At 60.2% G+C, this 18552-nt stretch carries 16 protein-coding genes and 1 other RNA gene; 13 read left to right on the top strand and 4 right to left on the bottom strand.

All coding sequences use genetic code 11. The annotated features are described in order from the left end of the window. Positions 1 to 1245, bottom strand: coding sequence for a DUF3419 family protein (locus tag AB8B33_RS14715; RefSeq protein WP_439015946.1), 1245 nt, complete (start codon positions 1243 to 1245; stop codon positions 1 to 3). A gap of 196 nt (positions 1246 to 1441) precedes the next feature. Between AB8B33_RS14715 and AB8B33_RS14710 the strand changes: the two genes are divergently transcribed. Next, positions 1442 to 2845, top strand: coding sequence for a serine hydrolase domain-containing protein (locus AB8B33_RS14710; RefSeq protein ID WP_439015945.1), 1404 nt, complete (start codon positions 1442 to 1444; stop codon positions 2843 to 2845). Positions 2846 to 2872: 27 nt separating this feature from the next. Here AB8B33_RS14710 and AB8B33_RS14705 read toward each other — a convergent pair whose 3' ends face one another. From AB8B33_RS14705 to AB8B33_RS14695, 3 genes are all read right to left on the bottom strand, one after another. Beyond that, on the bottom strand, positions 2873 to 3841 hold the full coding sequence (locus AB8B33_RS14705; protein ID WP_439015944.1) for a transglycosylase SLT domain-containing protein: 969 nt from the start codon (positions 3839 to 3841) through the stop codon (positions 2873 to 2875). A gap of 115 nt (positions 3842 to 3956) precedes the next feature. After that, positions 3957 to 4592: a LysE family translocator gene (locus AB8B33_RS14700; protein WP_439015943.1), complete on the bottom strand. Its 636-nt coding sequence runs from the start codon at positions 4590 to 4592 to the stop codon at positions 3957 to 3959. Positions 4593 to 4649: 57 nt separating this feature from the next. After that, positions 4650 to 5861, bottom strand: a complete 1212-nt coding sequence (locus AB8B33_RS14695; protein ID WP_439015942.1) for a pyrophosphate--fructose-6-phosphate 1-phosphotransferase — start codon at positions 5859 to 5861, stop codon at positions 4650 to 4652. 468 nt (positions 5862 to 6329) lie between these two features. Here AB8B33_RS14695 and AB8B33_RS14690 point away from each other — a divergent pair, with 468 nt between their 5' ends. From AB8B33_RS14690 to mraY, 12 genes are all read left to right on the top strand, one after another. Beyond that, entirely contained in the window at positions 6330 to 7037 is a 708-nt protein-coding gene (locus tag AB8B33_RS14690) for a J domain-containing protein (protein ID WP_113322237.1), read from the top strand. After that, positions 7034 to 7795: an N-acetylmuramoyl-L-alanine amidase gene (locus tag AB8B33_RS14685; protein WP_113322236.1), complete on the top strand. Its 762-nt coding sequence runs from the start codon at positions 7034 to 7036 to the stop codon at positions 7793 to 7795. Before AB8B33_RS14690 ends, AB8B33_RS14685 begins: the two co-directional genes overlap by 4 nt. 263 nt (positions 7796 to 8058) lie before the next feature. Continuing rightward, the gene (locus AB8B33_RS14680; protein ID WP_439015941.1) at positions 8059 to 8676 is read left to right on the top strand and encodes a lytic transglycosylase domain-containing protein; all 618 of its coding nucleotides are present in this window, start codon (positions 8059 to 8061) and stop codon (positions 8674 to 8676) included. An 81-nt stretch (positions 8677 to 8757) separates the two neighbouring features. Then, positions 8758 to 9933 carry an NAD(P)/FAD-dependent oxidoreductase gene (locus tag AB8B33_RS14675; protein WP_439015940.1) on the top strand — a complete coding sequence of 392 codons (1176 nt, stop codon included), beginning with the start codon at positions 8758 to 8760 and terminating at the stop codon, positions 9931 to 9933. A gap of 58 nt (positions 9934 to 9991) precedes the next feature. After that, positions 9992 to 10385: RNase P RNA component class A (rnpB, locus tag AB8B33_RS14670), an RNA gene on the top strand. A 430-nt stretch (positions 10386 to 10815) separates the two neighbouring features. Continuing rightward, positions 10816 to 11253 carry a division/cell wall cluster transcriptional repressor MraZ gene (mraZ, locus tag AB8B33_RS14665; protein WP_439015939.1) on the top strand — a complete coding sequence of 146 codons (438 nt, stop codon included), beginning with the start codon at positions 10816 to 10818 and terminating at the stop codon, positions 11251 to 11253. Positions 11254 to 11270: 17 nt separating this feature from the next. Further along, positions 11271 to 12296 carry a 16S rRNA (cytosine(1402)-N(4))-methyltransferase RsmH gene (gene rsmH / locus AB8B33_RS14660; RefSeq protein ID WP_439015938.1) on the top strand — a complete coding sequence of 342 codons (1026 nt, stop codon included), beginning with the start codon at positions 11271 to 11273 and terminating at the stop codon, positions 12294 to 12296. 1 nt (position 12297) lies between these two features. Continuing rightward, complete coding sequence (ftsL, locus tag AB8B33_RS14655) at positions 12298 to 12723, top strand: cell division protein FtsL (RefSeq protein WP_113322231.1); 426 nt, start codon at positions 12298 to 12300, stop codon at positions 12721 to 12723. Then, positions 12723 to 14471, top strand: coding sequence for a peptidoglycan D,D-transpeptidase FtsI family protein (locus AB8B33_RS14650; RefSeq protein ID WP_113322230.1), 1749 nt, complete (start codon positions 12723 to 12725; stop codon positions 14469 to 14471). The genes ftsL and AB8B33_RS14650 overlap by 1 nt, the downstream gene beginning before the upstream one ends. Before the next feature lie 64 nt (positions 14472 to 14535). Beyond that, a complete protein-coding gene (locus AB8B33_RS14645; RefSeq protein ID WP_439015937.1) occupies positions 14536 to 15996 on the top strand; it encodes a UDP-N-acetylmuramoyl-L-alanyl-D-glutamate--2,6-diaminopimelate ligase in 1461 nt (486 codons plus the stop codon). After that, positions 15993 to 17426, top strand: a complete 1434-nt coding sequence (locus AB8B33_RS14640; protein WP_439015936.1) for a UDP-N-acetylmuramoylalanyl-D-glutamyl-2,6-diaminopimelate--D-alanyl-D-alanine ligase — start codon at positions 15993 to 15995, stop codon at positions 17424 to 17426. The genes AB8B33_RS14645 and AB8B33_RS14640 overlap by 4 nt, the downstream gene beginning before the upstream one ends. A 20-nt stretch (positions 17427 to 17446) precedes the next feature. Next, complete coding sequence (mraY, locus tag AB8B33_RS14635; protein ID WP_113324358.1) at positions 17447 to 18547, top strand: phospho-N-acetylmuramoyl-pentapeptide-transferase; 1101 nt, start codon at positions 17447 to 17449, stop codon at positions 18545 to 18547. The last annotated feature ends 5 nt before the right edge of the window (positions 18548 to 18552 follow it).

Raw genomic sequence — 18552 nt, 5'->3', positions numbered from 1 at the left:
TCACGCCTTCTTCCCGTAGATGTGGAAGCCGCCGTAGATTGCCGAGCGGTCCTGGGTGGTCATCTCACGCGACTGCTCTTCGAAATAATGCCACTGGTCGCGGATTTCAGGGGCAAGGCGGCCTTCGATGATGCTCTTTTCGGCGGCCGTGCGGAAGATCACGCGGGCTCCATCGCGGGCGGTGCGGGTGATTTCGCGCCAGACATCATTGAGCTGCTGGTCCGTCATCCAGTCCTGCGCGTCGAGCAGGATGTAGCGGTCGCGCGATGCGGCGGGCTCGCCGGCCAGAAGCTCGGTGAAGCTTGCGTGGTGTACGTTAACGCGGTCGACATTGGCGCGGATCACCTCATAGTGCTCCGGCTTCAGATAGGTCGGCAGCGGGCCTTCCTCGCCATCGGCGTAGCGGCGCGCAAAGGCCTGCCAGGCGAAATAGTTGTCGCGCATCGGGAAATGGCAGGCGAGCTTTTCCAGACGGTGTTTCAGAACCGGTGCGATGGAATTGTCGGCGGCAAGGCTTGCCAGCTCGTCATATTGCTGCGGCGGAATGCCAAGACCGAAAAGCGAGCTCTTGCGGTTGGTGATCCAGCGAACGACGGGCTTTTCAAAGAGAGGAGCGATCTGATCGTCGAAGAACTGGCGCTGCTCGCGAATCGTGCGGGCCTTGGTCATTTCCTGCAGTTTCACGCCATGCAGGCGGGCGAGAAGATGAGCGGCACCGATGAAGCGGCCGAGCAGGCCGGTTTCATAAATGTTGCGGTCAAAAACCGTGACGCGCCGGCGGCCGAACTTGCGGGTGTTCCAGTAGGCGCGGGTCGTATCATCGAGATTGGACGACAGATAGCGGTCGAAAACCCGGCTGTTCGACTTCTCGTTCGGCATCGCCAGGAAGCGCACGAGATCGGAATGGCCCGGCAGGTTCTTGAAGGCGGCAAGCTTCAGCCTGTTCAGCGCAATGTGGTGCGGATTGAGGTCGACCACGTCGATCGAAGCCGGCGCCTTGGAAAGGTAGGCCAGCATGTTGCAGCCGCCCGAGCCGATCGTGACGATACGGTGATTGGGCTTCAGCTCCATCGCCTGCATATCGAGATCCGGGTCTTCCCAGATCTGTGGGTATACGAGGCCGGAGAAGAGAAGGCCGAAGAGACGCTCGGAGAAGCCGTCCTTGGAAAAAGCCTTGTGGCGGAGAAGCGCTGCCTTGAGTTTCCGGTTCTTGCGGAAGCCGGTATCCGGTGCAAATTCCGACATGAGTCTGTCACCTTTTTAGCGTTCAGGGCGTGTAACGCGCCTCTGCTACAGTTTGATGACGAGCCCTGTGGGCCAAGGCTTCGAGGAGACCCGGCCAAGACTTCCGCGAAATTTGAAGTCGATTAAAACACTTCTTTTCGCTTCTCTCTTTCCGTGAGCCAAGTTTCCTGCTTCTCTCCGTTCCGTGGAGGATTGCATGCGAGTTGTTCCGCGTATCTTCAAGGGCTTGACCCTGCTCGTCATTCTCGTTGCCATAGGCGCAGTCGCGTGGCTCTCCATAAGCCCGCCGGAGCTCCTGAAGGTGGGCAATGGCTACGCAGCCAAGATCGTCTGCTCCAATGTCTTTATTGCCGGTCGTGATCCCGACGCCGTTCTTTACGACGATGTCCAAGCGCCTGGAAACCCGCTGCTCAGGCTGATGCGCGTCGAGATCGATCGTGACAGCGGGCGGGTGACTTCGCGTTTCATGGGCCTGTTTGCGCCGAGCTACGCGCTTTATCGCGGTGCTCTGGGCTGCACGAGCGTGCCTGATGGCGATTTCGATGCCGCCGCCAGGGCCGCACCGCTGGTGCCGGCGCCTCAGGTGGGTGAAAATGACGCGGTCTGGCCGGACGGCGACGGCGTTGATCCTGCGACCGGCAATGCCAAAGTCGCGGCCCTTCTCGCCGACGCCAAGCTTGCTGGGCCTGCCATGCGGGCGATGGTCGTCGTGCAGGATGGTCGCATCATTGCCGAAAGCTACGGGCCGGGCTTCAACGCCGATACGCCGCTGGTCGGCTGGTCGATGACGAAGACCGTCAATGCGGCGCTGATCGGCAGGCTGATGCTGTCGGGCAAGATCTCCTTCGATGACACGCATCTCCTGCCGCAATGGGCGAATGATCCGCGCGGCGACATCAAGCTCTCCGACTTGCTCGGCATGGAAAGCGGGCTCGCTTTCAACGAGGATTATGGCGCAGTTGCCGATGTGACGCGCATGCTCTACCTCGACCCCGATATGGTTTCCCTGCCGGCCGGTGCGCCTCTGGTGGCTGCTCCGGGCTCAGTTTTCCGGTATTCCAGCGGTACGGCCGTGCTTCTGTCACGTATCTGGATGAACAAGGTCGGCGATCCGCGGGCGGCGTTCGATTATCCCCGCGATGCGCTGTTTTCTCCACTCGGGATGACGAGCGCTGTCTTCGAGGCCGATGAGCGCGGTACGTTTACCGGCAGTTCCTATCTCTATGCCACGGGGCATGACTGGGCGCGTTTCGGCCAGTTCCTGCTTCAGGATGGCGTGTGGAACGGCCAGAGGCTTTTGCCGGAAGGGTTTGTTGCGATGATCCGCACGCCGACGGCAAGTTCGGGCGGCAAATATACGCAAGGCCAGGCCTGGCTTGCGGGGCCGGGGGGCGGCACGAGCGCGGAATTCGGCCTGCCGCAGGATACGTTCTGGATGCAGGGCCATGACGGCCAGACGGTGGCAATCATTCCTTCGGCCAATCTCGTTTTCGTCCGCATGGGGTTGACGCCGAGCTGGCTGGGCTACAGGCCGCAGATCGTGCTGAAGGAAATTCTCAATACGCTTCAGTCGGCGAAGCCGGCTGAGGCCCGTCACTGATGGTGTTTTGTATCAGTAATTGGACTATCAGTAATTGCCTTGGGCAATGTCGGTCATGCCCTTGCGCTTGGCGTCATAATAGTAACCGCGGGCATAGAGACGAACGGCGTCGTCTTCCTTCTTGTCGGCTACCTGCCAGGCGCCCTGCAGGTACTTGCCTGCATATTTGATATTGGTTTCGGCGTCGAAGAGGCCGGCGGGATTGCCGCCGTAACCCATCGACTTTGCGGTGTTGTACTTGATCTGCATGAGACCGAAGTAGCCGCGCTTGTTGTAGGCCTTGGAATTGTAGCGGCTCTCGCGATGAACGACGCGGTGGAGCAGCGATTCCGGAATTTCGTAAAGCTTCGAATATTTGCTGATGAGCTTGCTGACGAAGCTCTTTTCGACGGTCGGCGCATCGTCGCGGTCGTCATCGCTGAACATCGGCGGGGCGGCCGGCGGATCGATCGGACCGGACTCGTCGAAGCCGTAGTCCATGGTGAAGCGCGGTGTGGTGTCGACGGCGGCAAGCGCTGCGAGCGCGCCGTTCTGCGGTGTGGTGGCGGCGAAGGCAAGCTGCGTGGAGGGGCTTGCCGGCGAGCCCGGACGCGGCGTCGGAACGACGGACTGGATCGCCGTCATTTCGGGCGTGAGCGGAATGGGAGCATAGCCGTTGACGGCAACCTGCTGGACACCGCCCTGCATGGCAAAATCGCCAGCCTGCTGCTGCACGGGGGAGACGACATTCGGCATTGCGGCTGCAGTGAGAACAGGTGCGGCAGTTGCTGCCTGGGGATTGAGAGTGGCGACGGCCGGGCCGTTTGCGCCTTCAGCAGTCGGGATAGCAGCCAGCGTTGCATCTTCACCCGGCTTCGGCATGGGAATCACGGTCTGTGCGGCGGTCAGTTCCGCCTGAGAGGTATATTCGACGCTCGCGCATCCGGAAATGACACCGCAGAGCATGGTAGAGACCACAAGACTGCGTTTCAGGCCGGAAAATCCGATCGCTACCATTCTCTCACTTTCGTGAATCCCGCCGCCCCGGCAGCGTCTTAAAAGTTACTAAATACCTTAAGCCCGGGGATAGCCATTAACCTATTCGTGGCTTTCCAGCAACCACGGAATATTACTAGGCTGCAATACGACGATACCCGGCGGTTACGGCGCCGGCAGCGATGAGGAGAGTGCCACCGGTGCGGTTGACCGCGCGCTGCACGCTGGCCTTACGAATCAGGCCTCGGGCGGCATGCGCGGCCATGGCGTAGCAGGACGCATTAATGGTGGCGAGAACGAGGAATGTCGCTTCCATGATCAGCATCTGATCGAAGAAGGGAAGGGCGGGGTTGAGGAACTGCGGAACGAAGGCGACGAAGAAGACAATGCTCTTCGGGTTCAACGCCGTCACCATATAGGCGTGCAGGAAGATCCGCAGCGACTTTTCTTCCGGCAGGTTATCGTTGTCCGCGATGTGTTCGCCGACGATCGGAGCCCGCCAGAGCTTGATTCCGAGCCAAATCAGGTAAGCGCCGCCGATCCACTTCAGCACGGTGAACAGTGTCGCGGATGCGGCGAGCAGTGCGCCCAGTCCAAAAAGCGACGCCGTCATGGCCGTGAAATCGCCGAGCGCCACGCCCGAAACGGTCGCCAGCGCCGTTTTCCGGCCATGACCCAGCGCATAGGAAACGACCAGAAGAATGGTCGGTCCCGGTATGGCGAGCATGATGGCGGATGCGGCTGCAAAAGCGAGCCAAGCTTCAAGCGACATGGAATCTCCTCCTATTCCTAGAGAACAAGCAAAGACACCATATTAGCCATCCGTCAATCATGCCGCCCTGTATTTTTGCCCGATCTGGCTCATTACTTCACCAAACCATGCGGTTGCAAGATCAAATGGCTTGCCACCCTTGATGCGCGGAAATTCTATTGTGCGCAACTTGCCGTTCTGCGCTTCATCATGGCCGGTTACACCCGAGATCTTGTTGAGAGCGCTTTCGACTGCGAGGTCTACCATGCTCTGGATCAGGCGCAGATCGTCGCCGTTTGCCGGTGCTGAACGGGCGAAATAACCGGATTTCTGGACGAGCGAGCGCTCGGCATCGAGCAGGCTTGCGAACTGCTTCTGGAACCAGGCGCCGACATTGATCGTGTCGATCTTCACATGTCCGAAGGCATCGCGCTTGACCGTCTCGCCGGCGGCCTCGCGTTCGGCAACGATGGCATCGAGGCAGGCGCCTTCCGATACGAAGACCGTGGCATGGCCGGTGCGGTCCATGATCTCCTTCAGGCGCGCGGCCTCGGCATCGAGATCGAAGGCCATTTCCGGCAGGTAGACGGCGTCGATGCTCTTCATATGCGCGTTCATCATCAGGCCATCGACATATTCATTGCCTTTGGTGCGCTGGAGATAGGCGCGGGCGGTAGCGGCCGTCAGCCAGCCGCAGTGGCGGCCCATGACCTCGTGAATGACGAGCGTGCGCGGGGCGGCGGTCTGTTCGTTGCTGACATTGTCGAAGAAGTGGGCGCCGACTTCGGCGGCCGTCCAGGCGCCGAGCGACTGGCGGATCGGCACGACGTCGTTGTCGACGGTTTTCGGCAGGCCGACGACCGTGAGATCATAACCGTTTGCCGCAAGATAGGCGGCCAGATCCGCGGCTGTCGTATTCGTGTCGTCGCCGCCGATCGTATGCAAGATGGTGACGCCGTCATTGGCAAGGCGCTCCGCGGCGACCCGCAACGGATTTTCGCCTTCCTTGACGAGACCGCGCTTCACGCAGTCGGCGGCATTGGTGAGCTTCACGCGGCTGTTGCCGATCGGCGAGCCGCCATAACGGTGCAGGCGCGGCGCCTTCTCGCGCATTTCCTTGTTGATCGCGACGCTGTCGCCGAGCAGCACGCCCTGATAACCGGACTTGTAGGCGATGAGCTCGATATCGGGTGCAACGTCGCTATATCGTTCGATGAGGCCGCCGACGGCGGATGAGAGGCAGGGCGCGAGGCCTCCGGCGGTCAGCATTGCGACTTTCTGTTTGGCCATAATCCCTCCTTTGGCGCCCGATGCGCGACTACGTGCAGCCTAAAGCGTGTCACGATTTTTCAGATCCGTCTGCCACGCGTTAAGTCTTTGTTTTCCGCATGTCGTGACCGCAAAACCGCTGTACAGTTTTGCGCGACATGCTTCAGGTAACGCATGGATGCGGCAGGGAAAGTGGCCTGTAAAGTAAAGAATTTACGAAAAACGCGCCTTTCTGCGGAGCGGGTGCCGGAAGCGGCGATATAATCGGTTCAATGCCAGTCCACCTATCCATAAGTGTTGTGGAAATCGCCGGCCGCTGTGTGGATAATACAGGAAATGGCGGACACAGCGGATGGTCGCGGCATCAGCGACCATTACCGAATTGTGAAAACTGTTTTCAAACCTACGACCAATAGCCGCCTTGCAATGGCAACGATTATTTGGTCAAGGTGTTTCTTCTAGAACTTGCTGCATTGCGAGAAGATGACGATGTCTTTCTGGGAAAAACTGGTGAATGCCATTGGCAATGCGGCGGGCAATGCGCTCTCCGCGGTGGTCGAGGCTATTCGCACGGTTTTCGAAGGTGATCCGGAGACGCGCCGCAAGGTTGCTTTCTCCGTAGCTGTCATTGCGCTTTCGGCCAAGATGGCAAAGGCTGACGGTATCGTCAGCGAAAAGGAAGTGCAGGCTTTCCGCGATATCTTCGAGTTTCCTCCGAGCGAGGCGAAGAATGTCGCGCGCCTCTATAATCTCGCCCGCCAGGACGTTGCCGGTTACGAGGCCTATGCAGCGAAGCTGTCTACGCTCTGCTCGACCTGCGCCGCCAATTGCCCGGTTCTGGAAGACGTTCTTGATGGTCTGTTCCATATTGCCAAGGCGGATGGGCTGATCCACGAGAATGAAATGAATTTCCTGCGCCATATCGCCGAGATCTTCCAGATGAGCGAGGCCCGTTTCGATCAGATCGCTGCGCGTCACGTTTCCGATGGACGCGACCCCTACAAGGTTCTCGGAGTTTCGCCGGCAGATGATTTCCCGACGATCCGCCGCCACTACCATGTGCTCGTCAGCGAGCATCATCCGGACCGGCTGATCTCGCGCGGCGTGCCGGAAGAGTTTCATGCGATTGCCAATGAACGTATGGCAGCGCTGAACGACGCCTATGCGGCGATCGAAAAGGAACGCCGCGCCGCATGACCTCATTCGAGGCCGATTACAAGCAGGCGTGCGTCCAGCCTTCGCCGAACCATGGCGAGCGCGCTGACGGACGCAAGCCTGATATGATCCTGCTGCACTATACCGGCATGCCGAGCCCGGAAGGAGCACTCGAGTGGCTCTGTCGGGACGAAAGCCAGGTCTCAAGCCATTATTTCGTGCACCCGGACGGCGAGATCGTGCAACTCGTGCCTGAGAATCGGCGCGCATGGCATGCGGGCAAGAGTTTCTGGCACGGCGAGACGGATATCAACTCACTGTCAATCGGCATCGAGATCGCCAATGCCGGCCATCCGGGCGGGCTTCCGGATTATCCGAAAAAGCAGATTGCGGCGGTGATCGAATTATGTCGCGATTGCGGCGATCGCTGGTCAATCGCGCCTGAAAGGGTGCTCGGCCACTCCGACGTCGCCCCTGTGCGCAAGGTCGATCCGGGCGAAAAATTCCCCTGGCGCGAGCTGTATCGGGCCGGCATCGGCCATTGGGTGGAACCGGCCGCTATTACCGGCGGGCGCTTCTTCCAGCGCGGTGATCGCGGGCAGCCGATCGAGGCACTGCAGTCCATGCTGTCGCTCTATGGTTACGGCACTGAGATCACAGGCGAATTCAGCGATAAGACGGCCGGGGACGTGGAAGCCTTCCAGCGGCATTTCCGCCCCGAACGGGTAGACGGGATCGCCGATTTCTCGACGATCGATACGCTGCATCGCCTGCTTTCGGCGCTGCCGCGGTATTCCTGACCTTTCATAGTTTCTGACATTACCGATTTTCCATGTTCAGACGCGAAATTCGGACTGCCACATCATTTCCCTATTATCTCCTCATTGCGATGGTCTAAGAGCTTCCGCTAAGCGGCGCCGATGGTTGTTCCCAAGTTAAATCGAAGGCGTCATGTGAAACGATAAGAATTGCTGCGAAACCTGATCAGTTCTTGGTCAGGTATTCTCCATGCTGGCGAGGCGCGCAGCCCGGCAATTCTTTGGGTCGGAGTGATCAAGACTACATGAGAAAATTGATTGTTGTTGCTGCAGCATGCGTTGGCATGGTGCTGGCGGGAAATAGCTTTGCCTTTGCGAATGACTGGGGCGTACGAGCCGATGCGCCCGTGAAGAAAGTGGAGCGTCCGCAGAAGACAGCGGAGCGCGTGCATAAGAAAGAACGCCCGCAGAGAACGGCGCAGCGTGTACAGAAGAAAACAGAGCGTCCGCTGAAGACGGTCGAGCGCCAGAGTGGCTATCCCGTCGCCGATGTTTCCGGCAATTCCTATTCCGCATTGATCAGCAAATATGCCAATCAATATGATGTGCCGGTGGCTCTTGCGACTGCTGTCATCCGTGTTGAAAGCAATTTCAATCCGATGGCGCGCGGCAGCCACGGCGAAATCGGCCTGATGCAGATCAAGCCGGCGACGGCCCGCATGATGGGCTATTCCGGCGGTGCCAAGGGTCTGTTCGATCCGGAAACCAACATCAAATACGGCATGAAGTACCTGGCGGCCGCCCACGATCTCGGTGGCGGGCAGACCTGCAATACCATCCTCAAGTACAATGCCGGTCACGGCGCGACGCGCATGAACCCGGTCTCCAAGTCCTATTGCGGCAAGGTTCTTGCGATGCTCTGAAACGGAAACGCTTGTCTCTGACAGGGGCCGGATGATTCAGAACGATTGCCATGTTATCGCTAGCCTTTAGCGAGGTGAGATATGGCAGTCGATTTTAAATTCATCGTCATCGGCCGCGGCATGATGGGTGCCGCGGCCGCAAAATATCTGGCGCGCCAGACGGACGGCGTTGCCGTCATCGGCCCGGACGAGCCTGAAGACCGCAAGGCGCACGACGGCGTCTTCGCCAGCCATTATGATGAAGGACGCATCACCCGCACCATCGATCCGGATCGCGACTGGGCCCTGCTCGCCAATCGCTCCATCGCCCGCTATGGCGAGATCGCCAAAGAAAGCGGCATCGATTTCTATACGGAGGCAGGCTGTGTCGCCGTGGCGCCTTCCGAAAGCGATTATCTCAACGATACAAGGCGGGCAGCGATCTCGCTCGGTGTGGAGACCGCCTCCCTCGATGAGGTTGGCCTGAAGAGACAGTTTCCCTATTTCGCCTTTCCCTCCGGCAGTACCGGCATTTTCGAAGCGAAGGGAGCGGGGCATATCAGCCCGCGCAAGCTTGTAAGGGCGCAGTCGCTGCTTGCCGAGAAGGCAGGTGCGGCGGTGATCCGTGATCATGTCATCTCGATCCGGGAGGAGGGCGGTGCGGCTGTCGTCACAATGGCGGGCGGCGAGGTCTATCGCGCCGAGAAAGTGCTGCTTGCGGCCGGCGGTTTTTCCATTTCGCAGAATCTCTTGCCGCAATCCGTTGATATGACGGTTTACGGGCGCACCGTGACACTTTTCGAAGTGGCGGAAGAGGATGCGCATCGCTTTGCCGGCATGCCGTCGCTGATCCTCGATGCACCCGGCATCGACATCTACCTGCTGCCGCCGATCCGCTATCCCGACGGCAGGCTTTATCTGAAGATCGGCGGTGATCCGGACAATCTGGTGCTGAACAATGATAAAGACATGCGTGCCTGGTTCCGCACCGACGGGCGCGAGGTTGCGCGCGAACACTTCGAGGGCATCGTTGCACGCATCGTGCCGGAACTCGAGGCACGGTCCATTTCGAGTGCATCCTGCGTGGTCTCCTATACCAAGAGCCGCTATCCGATGATTGGCTATACCGCTTCGCCGCATATTGCCGTTCTGACCGGCTGCTCGGGAACGTCTGCCAAGAGCTCCGACGAGATCGGCAGGCTGGGGGCTGAACTGCTTCTGGCAGGCAGAATCAAGGATCAGGGCTACGCCACGGATTTCACACCTTATTTCCGTTAAGCCTACCACCCCATATTTCGTTGGCATTTGCGGGCTTCCTCGTTTAAGGGAGCCCCTGCCAGTTGGCCGGGCAGCCGCGCTTTACCAATGCCGAAAGGCGGTAGGGTGAGGAAAGTCCGGGCTCCACGGAAACACGGTGCCGGATAACGTCCGGCGAGGGCGACCTCAGGGAAAGTGCCACAGAAAGCAAACCGCCTGTCTTGACAGGTAAGGGTGAAAGGGTGGGGTAAGAGCCCACCGCATCTCCGGCAACGGATATGGCACGGTAAACCCCACCGGGAGCAAAACCGAATAGGGATGACGCGGTTGGCGAAAGCCTTCCGGCCTGTTTCTGGGTCAGTCATCCGGGTGGGTTGCGTGAGGCAGCGTGCAAGCGCTGTCCCAGATGAATGGCTGCCACGTTCCGGTTCGCCGGAGCCATACAGAACCCGGCTTACAGGCCAACTGGCGATTACCTTTTCCGGCGTCCGCTTTGCCGCAAAATCCAATATCCTTCCTATCAAGCCATTGAAATGTCTGAAATGGAGGCGAGGTCTCACGGATCTTGCTTGGCCGGATCTCCCGTTCGCTCAGTGTGCTTCGGGTGGCGTTTGAGAATCGCTTTCCTAACCCTTTGTTAAACTTAACAGCTTATAAATGTTTGATACTGCGCCCGCCTCAAAATGGGCTCATCCCATTGACGCCCATATGGTCCCATGCTATCCCAAATGCGCACTGCATCAGGGCAATCATCTGCCCATCAATCGCAAAGCAAAGGCGCCTTCCGGATCGGAAGCGTCGGGAGGGCCTTGGTTCTTTCGGCTTGCGAAGCTGTGCCTGACTTTGAGGGTTTCGGGCGGCCAATGGCATTCCGGGCTCTTTCGGAAACGGATGTTTCGTGTCATGAGCCGCTTCCTTTCGAATGCGACCAACAGGATCGATACCAAGGGCCGGGTTTCCGTGCCGGCGGCGTTTCGTTCCGTGCTGGCGCAGCGCAACGTTCAGGAGCTTTATTGCTTTCAGGACTTTGTGTTTCCGGCGATCAGCGTCGGCGGTTTGGATCTTCTGGAAAGGTTCGAGCGGCAGATTGCGGCGGAGGATCCGTTTTCGCCGGATGCAAACGAGATGTCGCTTCTCATTCATGGGGGCGGGGTCTTCATGAAGCTCGACGCCGAGGGGCGGTTGATGGTCACGGATTTCATTCGCGGCTTCACCGGTATTTCGGACGAGGTGACCTTCGTGGGTCGGGCGGATCACTTTCAGCTCTGGCAGCCGCAAGCATTCGCGGCCGCACAGGCGCAGGCACGAGGGGAGCGCAAGCTGGCGGGCAAGCGTTCCTGAACGAACGAGGGAACGGAATGGCGGCGAATCCTGGCGGAGGTTCAACTGAAGCCGGTGGCGGACCGGTTCGCCACATTCCGGTTCTTCTCAAGGAAGTGGTTGCGGCGCTGGAGCCTTTTTCCGGCAAGGTCATCCTCGATGGCACCTTTGGTGCGGGTGGCTATACCTCCGCCATTCTCGACGCAGGTGCCGATGTGATCGCGCTCGATCGCGATCCGACGGCGATTGCCGCCGGCCAGGCGCTCGTCGCCGCCCATAGCGGTCATCTCAAGCTCATCCATTCGCAATTTTCGCAACTTGCCAATCATGCGCCCGGTGGCGGGCTTGATGGCGTGGTGCTCGATATCGGTGTTTCCTCCATGCAGATCGATGAGGCCGAGCGCGGCTTCTCGTTCCAGAAGAGCGGGCCGCTCGACATGCGCATGTCGGCTGCCGGTGTTTCCGCTGCCGATGTGGTCAATCGCGCCAAGGTCGCCGATCTCATCCGGATTTTCCACTATCTCGGCGAAGAGAGCCAAGCGCCACGCATTGCGCATGCGATCGAAAAGCGCCGCGTCGAAAAAACTTTCGAGACGACGCGCGATCTCGCCGGCCTGATCGAGCTGGTGACGCCGCGCAAGATGAAGGACAAGATCCATCCGGCAACGCGCGTCTTCCAGGCGCTGCGCATCTTCGTCAATGACGAGCTCGGCGAGCTGGCGCAGGCGCTGTTTGCTGCCGAGCGGGCGCTGAAGCCCGGCGGCCGTCTCGTCGTCGTCACCTTCCATTCGCTGGAAGACCGTATCGTCAAGAAGTTCTTCTCCGACCGTGCCGGCAAGGCTTCCGGCTCCCGTCATCTGCCCATTGCGCATGAGCGCGCCGCGACCTTCGAGCCGGTCGGCAAGTCGATGGTTTCTGCCAGCGAAGAAGAAGCTCAGGCCAATCCGCGCGCCCGTTCCGCCAAGCTGCGCGCCGGCCAGCGCACCACCGCCCCCGCTGAATCCGAAGACATGTCGCTCTTCGGATTCCCAAATCTTGCCAGCCTCGGAAAGCTTGGAGGTTGATATGCTGAGAACGTTCGATCTTGTGCTCATCGGCATCATGACAGCGGCAGCCGCCGTCACCTATACGATCAAGCACCGCGCGGAGCTTAAGCTCGAGGAGGTTCATCGCCTCGAAGCGGAGATCAAGCTGGAGAAGGACACGATCGATCTCCTGAAGGCCGACTGGGCGCTGCAATCGCAGCCGAACCGGCTGGAGCGGCTGGTCAATGCCTATAACAGCGAGCTGCAGCTGCAGCCGACGGATTCGACCTCGCTTGCCCATGCGCGCGAGCTGCCGATGCTGAAGTCGCAGGTTCCTCCGCCTGATATCACCGAAGCCAAGGCGGGCGCCAAGCCGGGTGCTGCCGCCAAGGCTCAACCGATCCCGATGCCAGCGCCCCGCGAAGCCGAAGACGCGGACCAGATCGAAACGGGAGCGGTGGAATAATGTCCTTCCTTTCCCGCATCATGGTGCTGAAGAGCCAGGCGCATTTTTCCGCCGGCGTCTACGACCGTTTCGGCGCCCCCTCGGGCATGGCGATCGAAGGCTCGCGCAAGCGCAGGGCCGGGCAGGCCAGGAGCCGCGTCGGCCTGCTGATCGTCGGCTTTACCGCCCTCTATGCGGTTATCGGCGCCCGTATGGTCGAATATGCGATGAAGGAACCGGAATCGGTCTCGTCCATCCTTCCGCCCGATCGGCTGATGGCGTCGCGCCCCGATATTGTCGACCGCAACGGCGAAGTGCTGGCGACCGATATCCGAACCGTTTCGCTCTTTGCCGAGCCGAACAAGATCGTCGATACCGACGAGGCCGTAGAGAAGCTGCAGACGGTGCTTTCCGACCTCGACGTCAAGGATACCTACAAGAAGCTCTCGAGCCGCACCTCGCATTTCGCCTGGCTGCGCCGCCAGCTGACGCCGAAACAGCAGAGCCAGATCCTGGCGCTTGGTATTCCCGGCATAGGTTTCCGTCCGGAAAAGCGCCGCTTCTATCCGGGCGGCGCGACGGCCGCGCATATCCTCGGCTATGTCAACATCGACAACCGCGGCGTGGCCGGCATGGAAAAATATATCGACGACCAGGGGCTTGCCGATCTCGCCTCGGTCGGCATGACGAGCAACCAGCCGCTGGAGCCGGTGCGCCTTTCGATCGATGTGCGCGTGCAGGCGATCGTGCGCGATGTCGTCGCCAATGCGGTGGTCAATTACAAGGCAAAGGGTGCGGGGGCCGTCGTGCTGGATGCCCATACCGGCGAAGTGCTCGCCATGGCGTCTGCGCCGGATTTCGATCCGAACAATCCGCAGGAAGGCTCCAAGGACGGCTGGCTGAACCGCATGTCGAACGGGACGTTCGAGATGGGCTCGACCTTCAAGACCTTCTCGACCGCAATGGCGATCGACAGCGGCAAGGTCTCGCTGAAGGATAGTTTCGACGCGACCAACCCGATCCGCATCGGGGGCTTCACCATTCACGACTTCCACGGCCAGCGCCGCTGGCTGACCGTTCCGGAAATCTTCGAATATTCCTCCAATATCGGCACGGCGAGAATGATCGATATCGTCGGCATGGAGATGCAGAAGGACTATCTGACGCGTTTCGGCCTGCTGACCAAGATGCAGACCGAGCTGCCGGAGGTGAAGATGCCGAGCCAGCCGCGCGTCTGGAAAAAGATCAATTCCATCACGATCTCCTTCGGCCATGGTGTGGCGACGACGCCGCTGCAGACGGCTGTCGCTGGTGCTGCGCTCATCAATGGCGGCAAGCTGATCGAGCCGACTTTCCTGCCGCGCACCCGCGACCAGGCTGATGACGTGGCCGAGATGGTCGTCAAGAAGGGGACGAGCGACGACATCCGCTATCTCTTCAAGCTGAATGGCCAGAAGGGCTCCGGCCGCAACGCCGACGTGCCGGGCTTCAATGTCGGCGGCAAGACCGGTACAGCCGACAAGGTCGTCAACGGCCGCTACGCCAGCAACCTCAATTTCAACGCCTTTCTGGCGGCTTTTCCGATCGACAATCCAAGATATGTGGTGCTGACCTTCTGCGACGAACCGCTTGATGGCGAGCAGCACCAGCGCATCGCCGCCTATACGGCGGCGCCCATGGTCAAGAACATCGTACGCCGTGCAGCGCCCATCCTCGGCGTCGAGCCGGAATTTGGCGAAGACGGTTCGGCCTTGTTGGTGTCTTATTGAGTGTGAATCAATGTCGGTGTCGATTCGTAAGGGGCGGTCGACCTGAACCAGAAAAGTGCATTCGATGAAATTGCGGGACCTCGCCGGAAATGCGTTTCCGGAACTCAAAGCTGAACTTGAAGGACCGGCCGGGGCGCTGGATATATCAGGATTGTCTTCCGACAGCCGGAAGGTCGCGCCCGGAATGGCTTTCGTGGCGATTGCCGGCTCCAAGGCCGATGGTGCGGGTTTCATCGCTGATGCGGTTGCCAAAGGTGCTGCCGTCGTCATCGCATCGCATGCGGCCGAGACCCCCGTACCGGTTCTGGTCGTTGCCGAGCCGCGCCGTTTCCTCTCCGTTGCCGCTTCGCATTTCTACGGCCGCCAGCCGGCGACGATGGTTGCGGTGACGGGCACGGCCGGCAAGACCTCGGTTGCTTCCTTTACCCGGCAGATCTGGGCGCATGCCGGCCATGCGGCCGCGATGATCGGCACGACCGGCGTCATCTCGCCGACACGCAATGAATATGGATCGCTGACGACGCCTGATACTGTATCGCTGCACGAGTTGCTCGCCGAACTCGCCGATGAAGGCGTCACGCATGCCTCGATGGAGGCTTCCAGCCACGGCCTCGACCAGTATCGCCTCGACGGCGTGAAGCTCGCAGCTGCCGCCTTCACCAATCTCGGCCGCGACCATATGGATTACCATCCGACGGTCGAAGACTATATGGCCGCCAAGATGCATCTCTTCGACCGGGTGCTGCCGAAGGGCTCGCCTGCCATCATCTTCGCAGACGATCCGTGGTCGGAGCAGGCGATCAAGGCGGCGACGGCTGCCGGCCACGATGTGCGTACGGTTGGCCGCAAGGGTGCCTATCTGACGCTGAAGCGTGTCGAGCATTTCCGTCACAAGCAGGTTGCGGAAGTCCATGCCGAAGGTGAGATCTTCGAAGTCGATATTCCGCTTGCCGGGGATTTCCAGATCGCCAATGCGCTGGTTGCTGCGGCGCTCGCCATGTCGACCGGCGTTCCGGCAAAGATCGCGATGGCGGCACTCGAAAAGCTGCAGGGTGCTTCCGGCCGTCTTGAGCTGGTCGGTCATACCAAGGACGGCGCGCTCGCCTATGTCGATTACGCCCACAAGCCGGACGCGCTGGAAAATGTGCTAAACTCGGTGCGTCCGTTCACGACGGGCCGCGTCATCGTCGTGTTCGGCTGCGGCGGAGACCGTGACCGCGGCAAACGGCCGATTATGGGCGAGATCGCCTGCCGGCTTGCCGATGTCGTCATCGTCACCGATGATAATCCGCGCTCGGAAGAGCCGGCTGCGATCCGCGGCGAGATCATGGCCGCGGCCAAATGCGCTTCCGAGATCGGCGACCGCGCCCAGGCGATACGTGAGGCGGTTCTGCAGCTGAAATCCGGCGATACGCTGATCGTTGCCGGCAAGGGACATGAAGAGGGGCAGACGGTCGGCAGCGTCACGCTGCCGTTTTCCGATCATGCCGAAGTGCGCAAGGCTTTGGAGGAGCGGGTACCATGAACTGGCTCTGGACCACCGAAGACATGATCGCCGCGATGGCGGGCCGTCCGTTCGGCTCGCTGCCGCAGGGTATTACCGGCATTTCCATCGACAGCCGCTCGATTGCGCCCGGTGAGGCCTTCTTCGCGATCAAGGGCGACCGCGTGGATGGGCACGATTATGCTTCGATGGCGATGGCAAACGGCGCGTCGCTGCTGGTCGTCAGCGAGGCCCGCCTGCCGGCCATGGGGCGCCTGACAGTGCCGATGATCGTGGTCGAGGACGTGCTTGCCGCGCTCGGCCGTCTGGGGCTTGCGTCGCGTGAGCGTTCGCGGGCGAAGATCATTGCCGTCACCGGATCGGTCGGCAAGACGACGACCAAGGAGATGCTGCGCCATGTGCTGTCTCCCTCCGGCAAGGTGCATGCGTCCGTTGCTTCCTTCAACAATCATTGGGGCGTGCCGCTGACCTTGGCACGCATGCCGATCGACACCTATTTCGGCGTCTTCGAGGTCGGCATGAACCATCCGGACGAGATCCGGCCGCTTGTGAAGATGATCCGACCGCATGTCGCTGTCATCACGACGATCGCGCCGGCCCATCTCGGCAATTTCCAGAGCGTTCAGGAAATTGCCGCCGCCAAGGCGGAAATCTTCGAGGGGCTTGAGCCGGGCGGCGACGTCGTTCTCAACCGCGACAATGATCAGTTCAATTTCCTGGAGCAGGCAGCCCAGGCGCTCGGCATCACGAAGATCCATTCCTTTGGCCAGCATGCCAAGGCGGAGTTCCGTCTCGCTGAATTCAACGGCTCGGACGAAAGCTCGACGCTCTGGATGACGGTTGGAGGCGATACCAAGGAAGTGCGCATCGGCGCGCCGGGCCGCCACATCGCTGAGAATGCGCTGGCTGCATTGGGTGTCGTGACGATCGTCGGCGCCAGCCTCGACAAGGCAATCGAAGCACTTGCGACGCTGAAGCCGGAAAAGGGTAGGGGCAAGCGCTACAGGCTTCCGATCGGCAATGGCAGCTTCACGCTGATCGATGAGAGCTATAACGCCAATCCGGCCTCCATGCGCGCGGCGATCGCGCTGCTTGCGACAGCCGAACCGACCGGCCGGGGACGCCGCATCGCCGTGCTCGGCGACATGCTGGAAATGGGTGAATTTGCTGAGCAGGTGCATGCGGATCTTGCCGGCCCGCTGCTGGCCGCCGGTCTCGAACATGTCTGGCTCGCGGGGCCTGAGATGGTGGTGCTGAAAGAATCGCTTCCCGACAGCGTCGCAGTCGAGCATCGCGAGAAGACGGAAGAATTGTTGGAATTCGTATTGAACTCGATCGCACCTGGCGACGTGTTGATGGTGAAGTCGTCTCTGGGGATCGGTTTCGGCAAGATTGTCGCCGCGCTCCTTGACAAGTACCCGCCAGTTTCAGACACGCAACGCGAACTATGATCGGGTAAAAGGGGCCTTGAATGCTGATTTGGCTAGTCGAACTGTCGGAATATTTCAAATTTCTGAATTTGTTCAGGTACATTACCTTCCGGGCGGGTGCCGCTCTTTTTACCTCCGCTCTGATCGTCTTCCTCTTCGGGCCTGCTATCATCAACTCGCTGCGCATCCGGCAAGGCAAGGGCCAGCCGATCCGCGCCGACGGGCCGCAAACGCATTTCAAGAAGGCCGGTACGCCGACCATGGGCGGCCTGATGATCCTTGCCGGCATCGTCGGCGCGTCGCTGCTCTGGGCCGATCTTTCCAATGTCTATGTCGTGGCGACGCTGCTCGTGACGCTCGGCTTCGGCGCCATCGGCTTCTATGACGATTATCTCAAGGTCACCAAGCAGAGCCACAAGGGCTTTTCGGGCAAGGCGCGTCTCGGCATCGAGTTCATCATTGCCGGCATCGCCGTCTATTTCATGATGCGCACGGCGCTCGTCTCGGGTCCGGCAGGCTCCACCTTCGGCTCCTCGATTGCATTTCCCTTCTTCAAGGACTTCCTGATCAATATCGGCATCATGTTCGTCGTCTTCGGCGGCTTCGTCATCGTCGGCGCCGGTAATGCCGTGAACCTGACTGATGGCCTCGACGGCCTTGCTATCGTGCCGGTCATGATTGCCGCCGCCGCCTTCGGCATCATCGCCTATCTCGCCGGTAATGCGGTCTTTGCCAATTACCTTCAGATCAATTTCGTGCCCGGTACTGGCGAGCTTGCCGTCGTGCTCGGCGCCGTTATCGGCGCGGGCCTCGGCTTCCTTTGGTTCAACGCCCCCCCGGCGGCGATTTTCATGGGGGATACCGGGTCGCTGGCGCTCGGCGGCACGATCGGTACGGTTGCCGTCGCCACCAAGCATGAGATCGTCATGGCGATCGTCGGCGGCCTCTTCGTCATAGAAACCCTGTCGGTCATCATCCAGGTCGGCTTCTTCAAGATGACTGGCCGGCGCGTCTTCCTCATGGCGCCGATCCACCACCATTTCGAAAAGAAGGGCTGGACTGAGAGCCAGGTGGTGATCCGCTTCTGGATCATCGCCGTCGGCCTTGCCATGCTCGGCCTTTCCACCCTGAAGCTGCGGTGAGGCGG

This window comes from Rhizobium sp. 768_B6_N1_8, assembly GCF_051811225.1.
Classification (GTDB): Bacteria; Pseudomonadota; Alphaproteobacteria; order Rhizobiales; family Rhizobiaceae; genus Rhizobium.
This window is presented reverse-complemented; position numbering and strand designations above follow the sequence as displayed.

Bases quoted from the DNA above. Each gene is read 5' to 3' on its own strand.
- AB8B33_RS14715 (WP_439015946.1), bottom strand. From the start codon at position 1,245: ATGTCGGAATTTGCACCGGATACCGGCTTCCGCAAGAACCGGAAACTC.
- AB8B33_RS14710 (WP_439015945.1), top strand. From the start codon at position 1,442: ATGCGAGTTGTTCCGCGTATCTTCAAGGGCTTGACCCTGCTCGTCATT.
- AB8B33_RS14705 (WP_439015944.1), bottom strand. From the start codon at position 3,841: ATGGTAGCGATCGGATTTTCCGGCCTGAAACGCAGTCTTGTGGTCTCT.
- AB8B33_RS14700 (WP_439015943.1), bottom strand. From the start codon at position 4,592: ATGTCGCTTGAAGCTTGGCTCGCTTTTGCAGCCGCATCCGCCATCATG.
- AB8B33_RS14695 (WP_439015942.1), bottom strand. From the start codon at position 5,861: ATGGCCAAACAGAAAGTCGCAATGCTGACCGCCGGAGGCCTCGCGCCC.
- AB8B33_RS14690 (WP_113322237.1), top strand. From the start codon at position 6,330: ATGTCTTTCTGGGAAAAACTGGTGAATGCCATTGGCAATGCGGCGGGC.
- AB8B33_RS14685 (WP_113322236.1), top strand. From the start codon at position 7,034: ATGACCTCATTCGAGGCCGATTACAAGCAGGCGTGCGTCCAGCCTTCG.
- AB8B33_RS14680 (WP_439015941.1), top strand. From the start codon at position 8,059: ATGAGAAAATTGATTGTTGTTGCTGCAGCATGCGTTGGCATGGTGCTG.
- AB8B33_RS14675 (WP_439015940.1), top strand. From the start codon at position 8,758: ATGGCAGTCGATTTTAAATTCATCGTCATCGGCCGCGGCATGATGGGT.
- mraZ (WP_439015939.1), top strand. From the start codon at position 10,816: ATGAGCCGCTTCCTTTCGAATGCGACCAACAGGATCGATACCAAGGGC.
- rsmH (WP_439015938.1), top strand. From the start codon at position 11,271: ATGGCGGCGAATCCTGGCGGAGGTTCAACTGAAGCCGGTGGCGGACCG.
- ftsL (WP_113322231.1), top strand. From the start codon at position 12,298: ATGCTGAGAACGTTCGATCTTGTGCTCATCGGCATCATGACAGCGGCA.
- AB8B33_RS14650 (WP_113322230.1), top strand. From the start codon at position 12,723: ATGTCCTTCCTTTCCCGCATCATGGTGCTGAAGAGCCAGGCGCATTTT.
- AB8B33_RS14645 (WP_439015937.1), top strand. From the start codon at position 14,536: ATGAAATTGCGGGACCTCGCCGGAAATGCGTTTCCGGAACTCAAAGCT.
- AB8B33_RS14640 (WP_439015936.1), top strand. From the start codon at position 15,993: ATGAACTGGCTCTGGACCACCGAAGACATGATCGCCGCGATGGCGGGC.
- mraY (WP_113324358.1), top strand. From the start codon at position 17,447: ATGCTGATTTGGCTAGTCGAACTGTCGGAATATTTCAAATTTCTGAAT.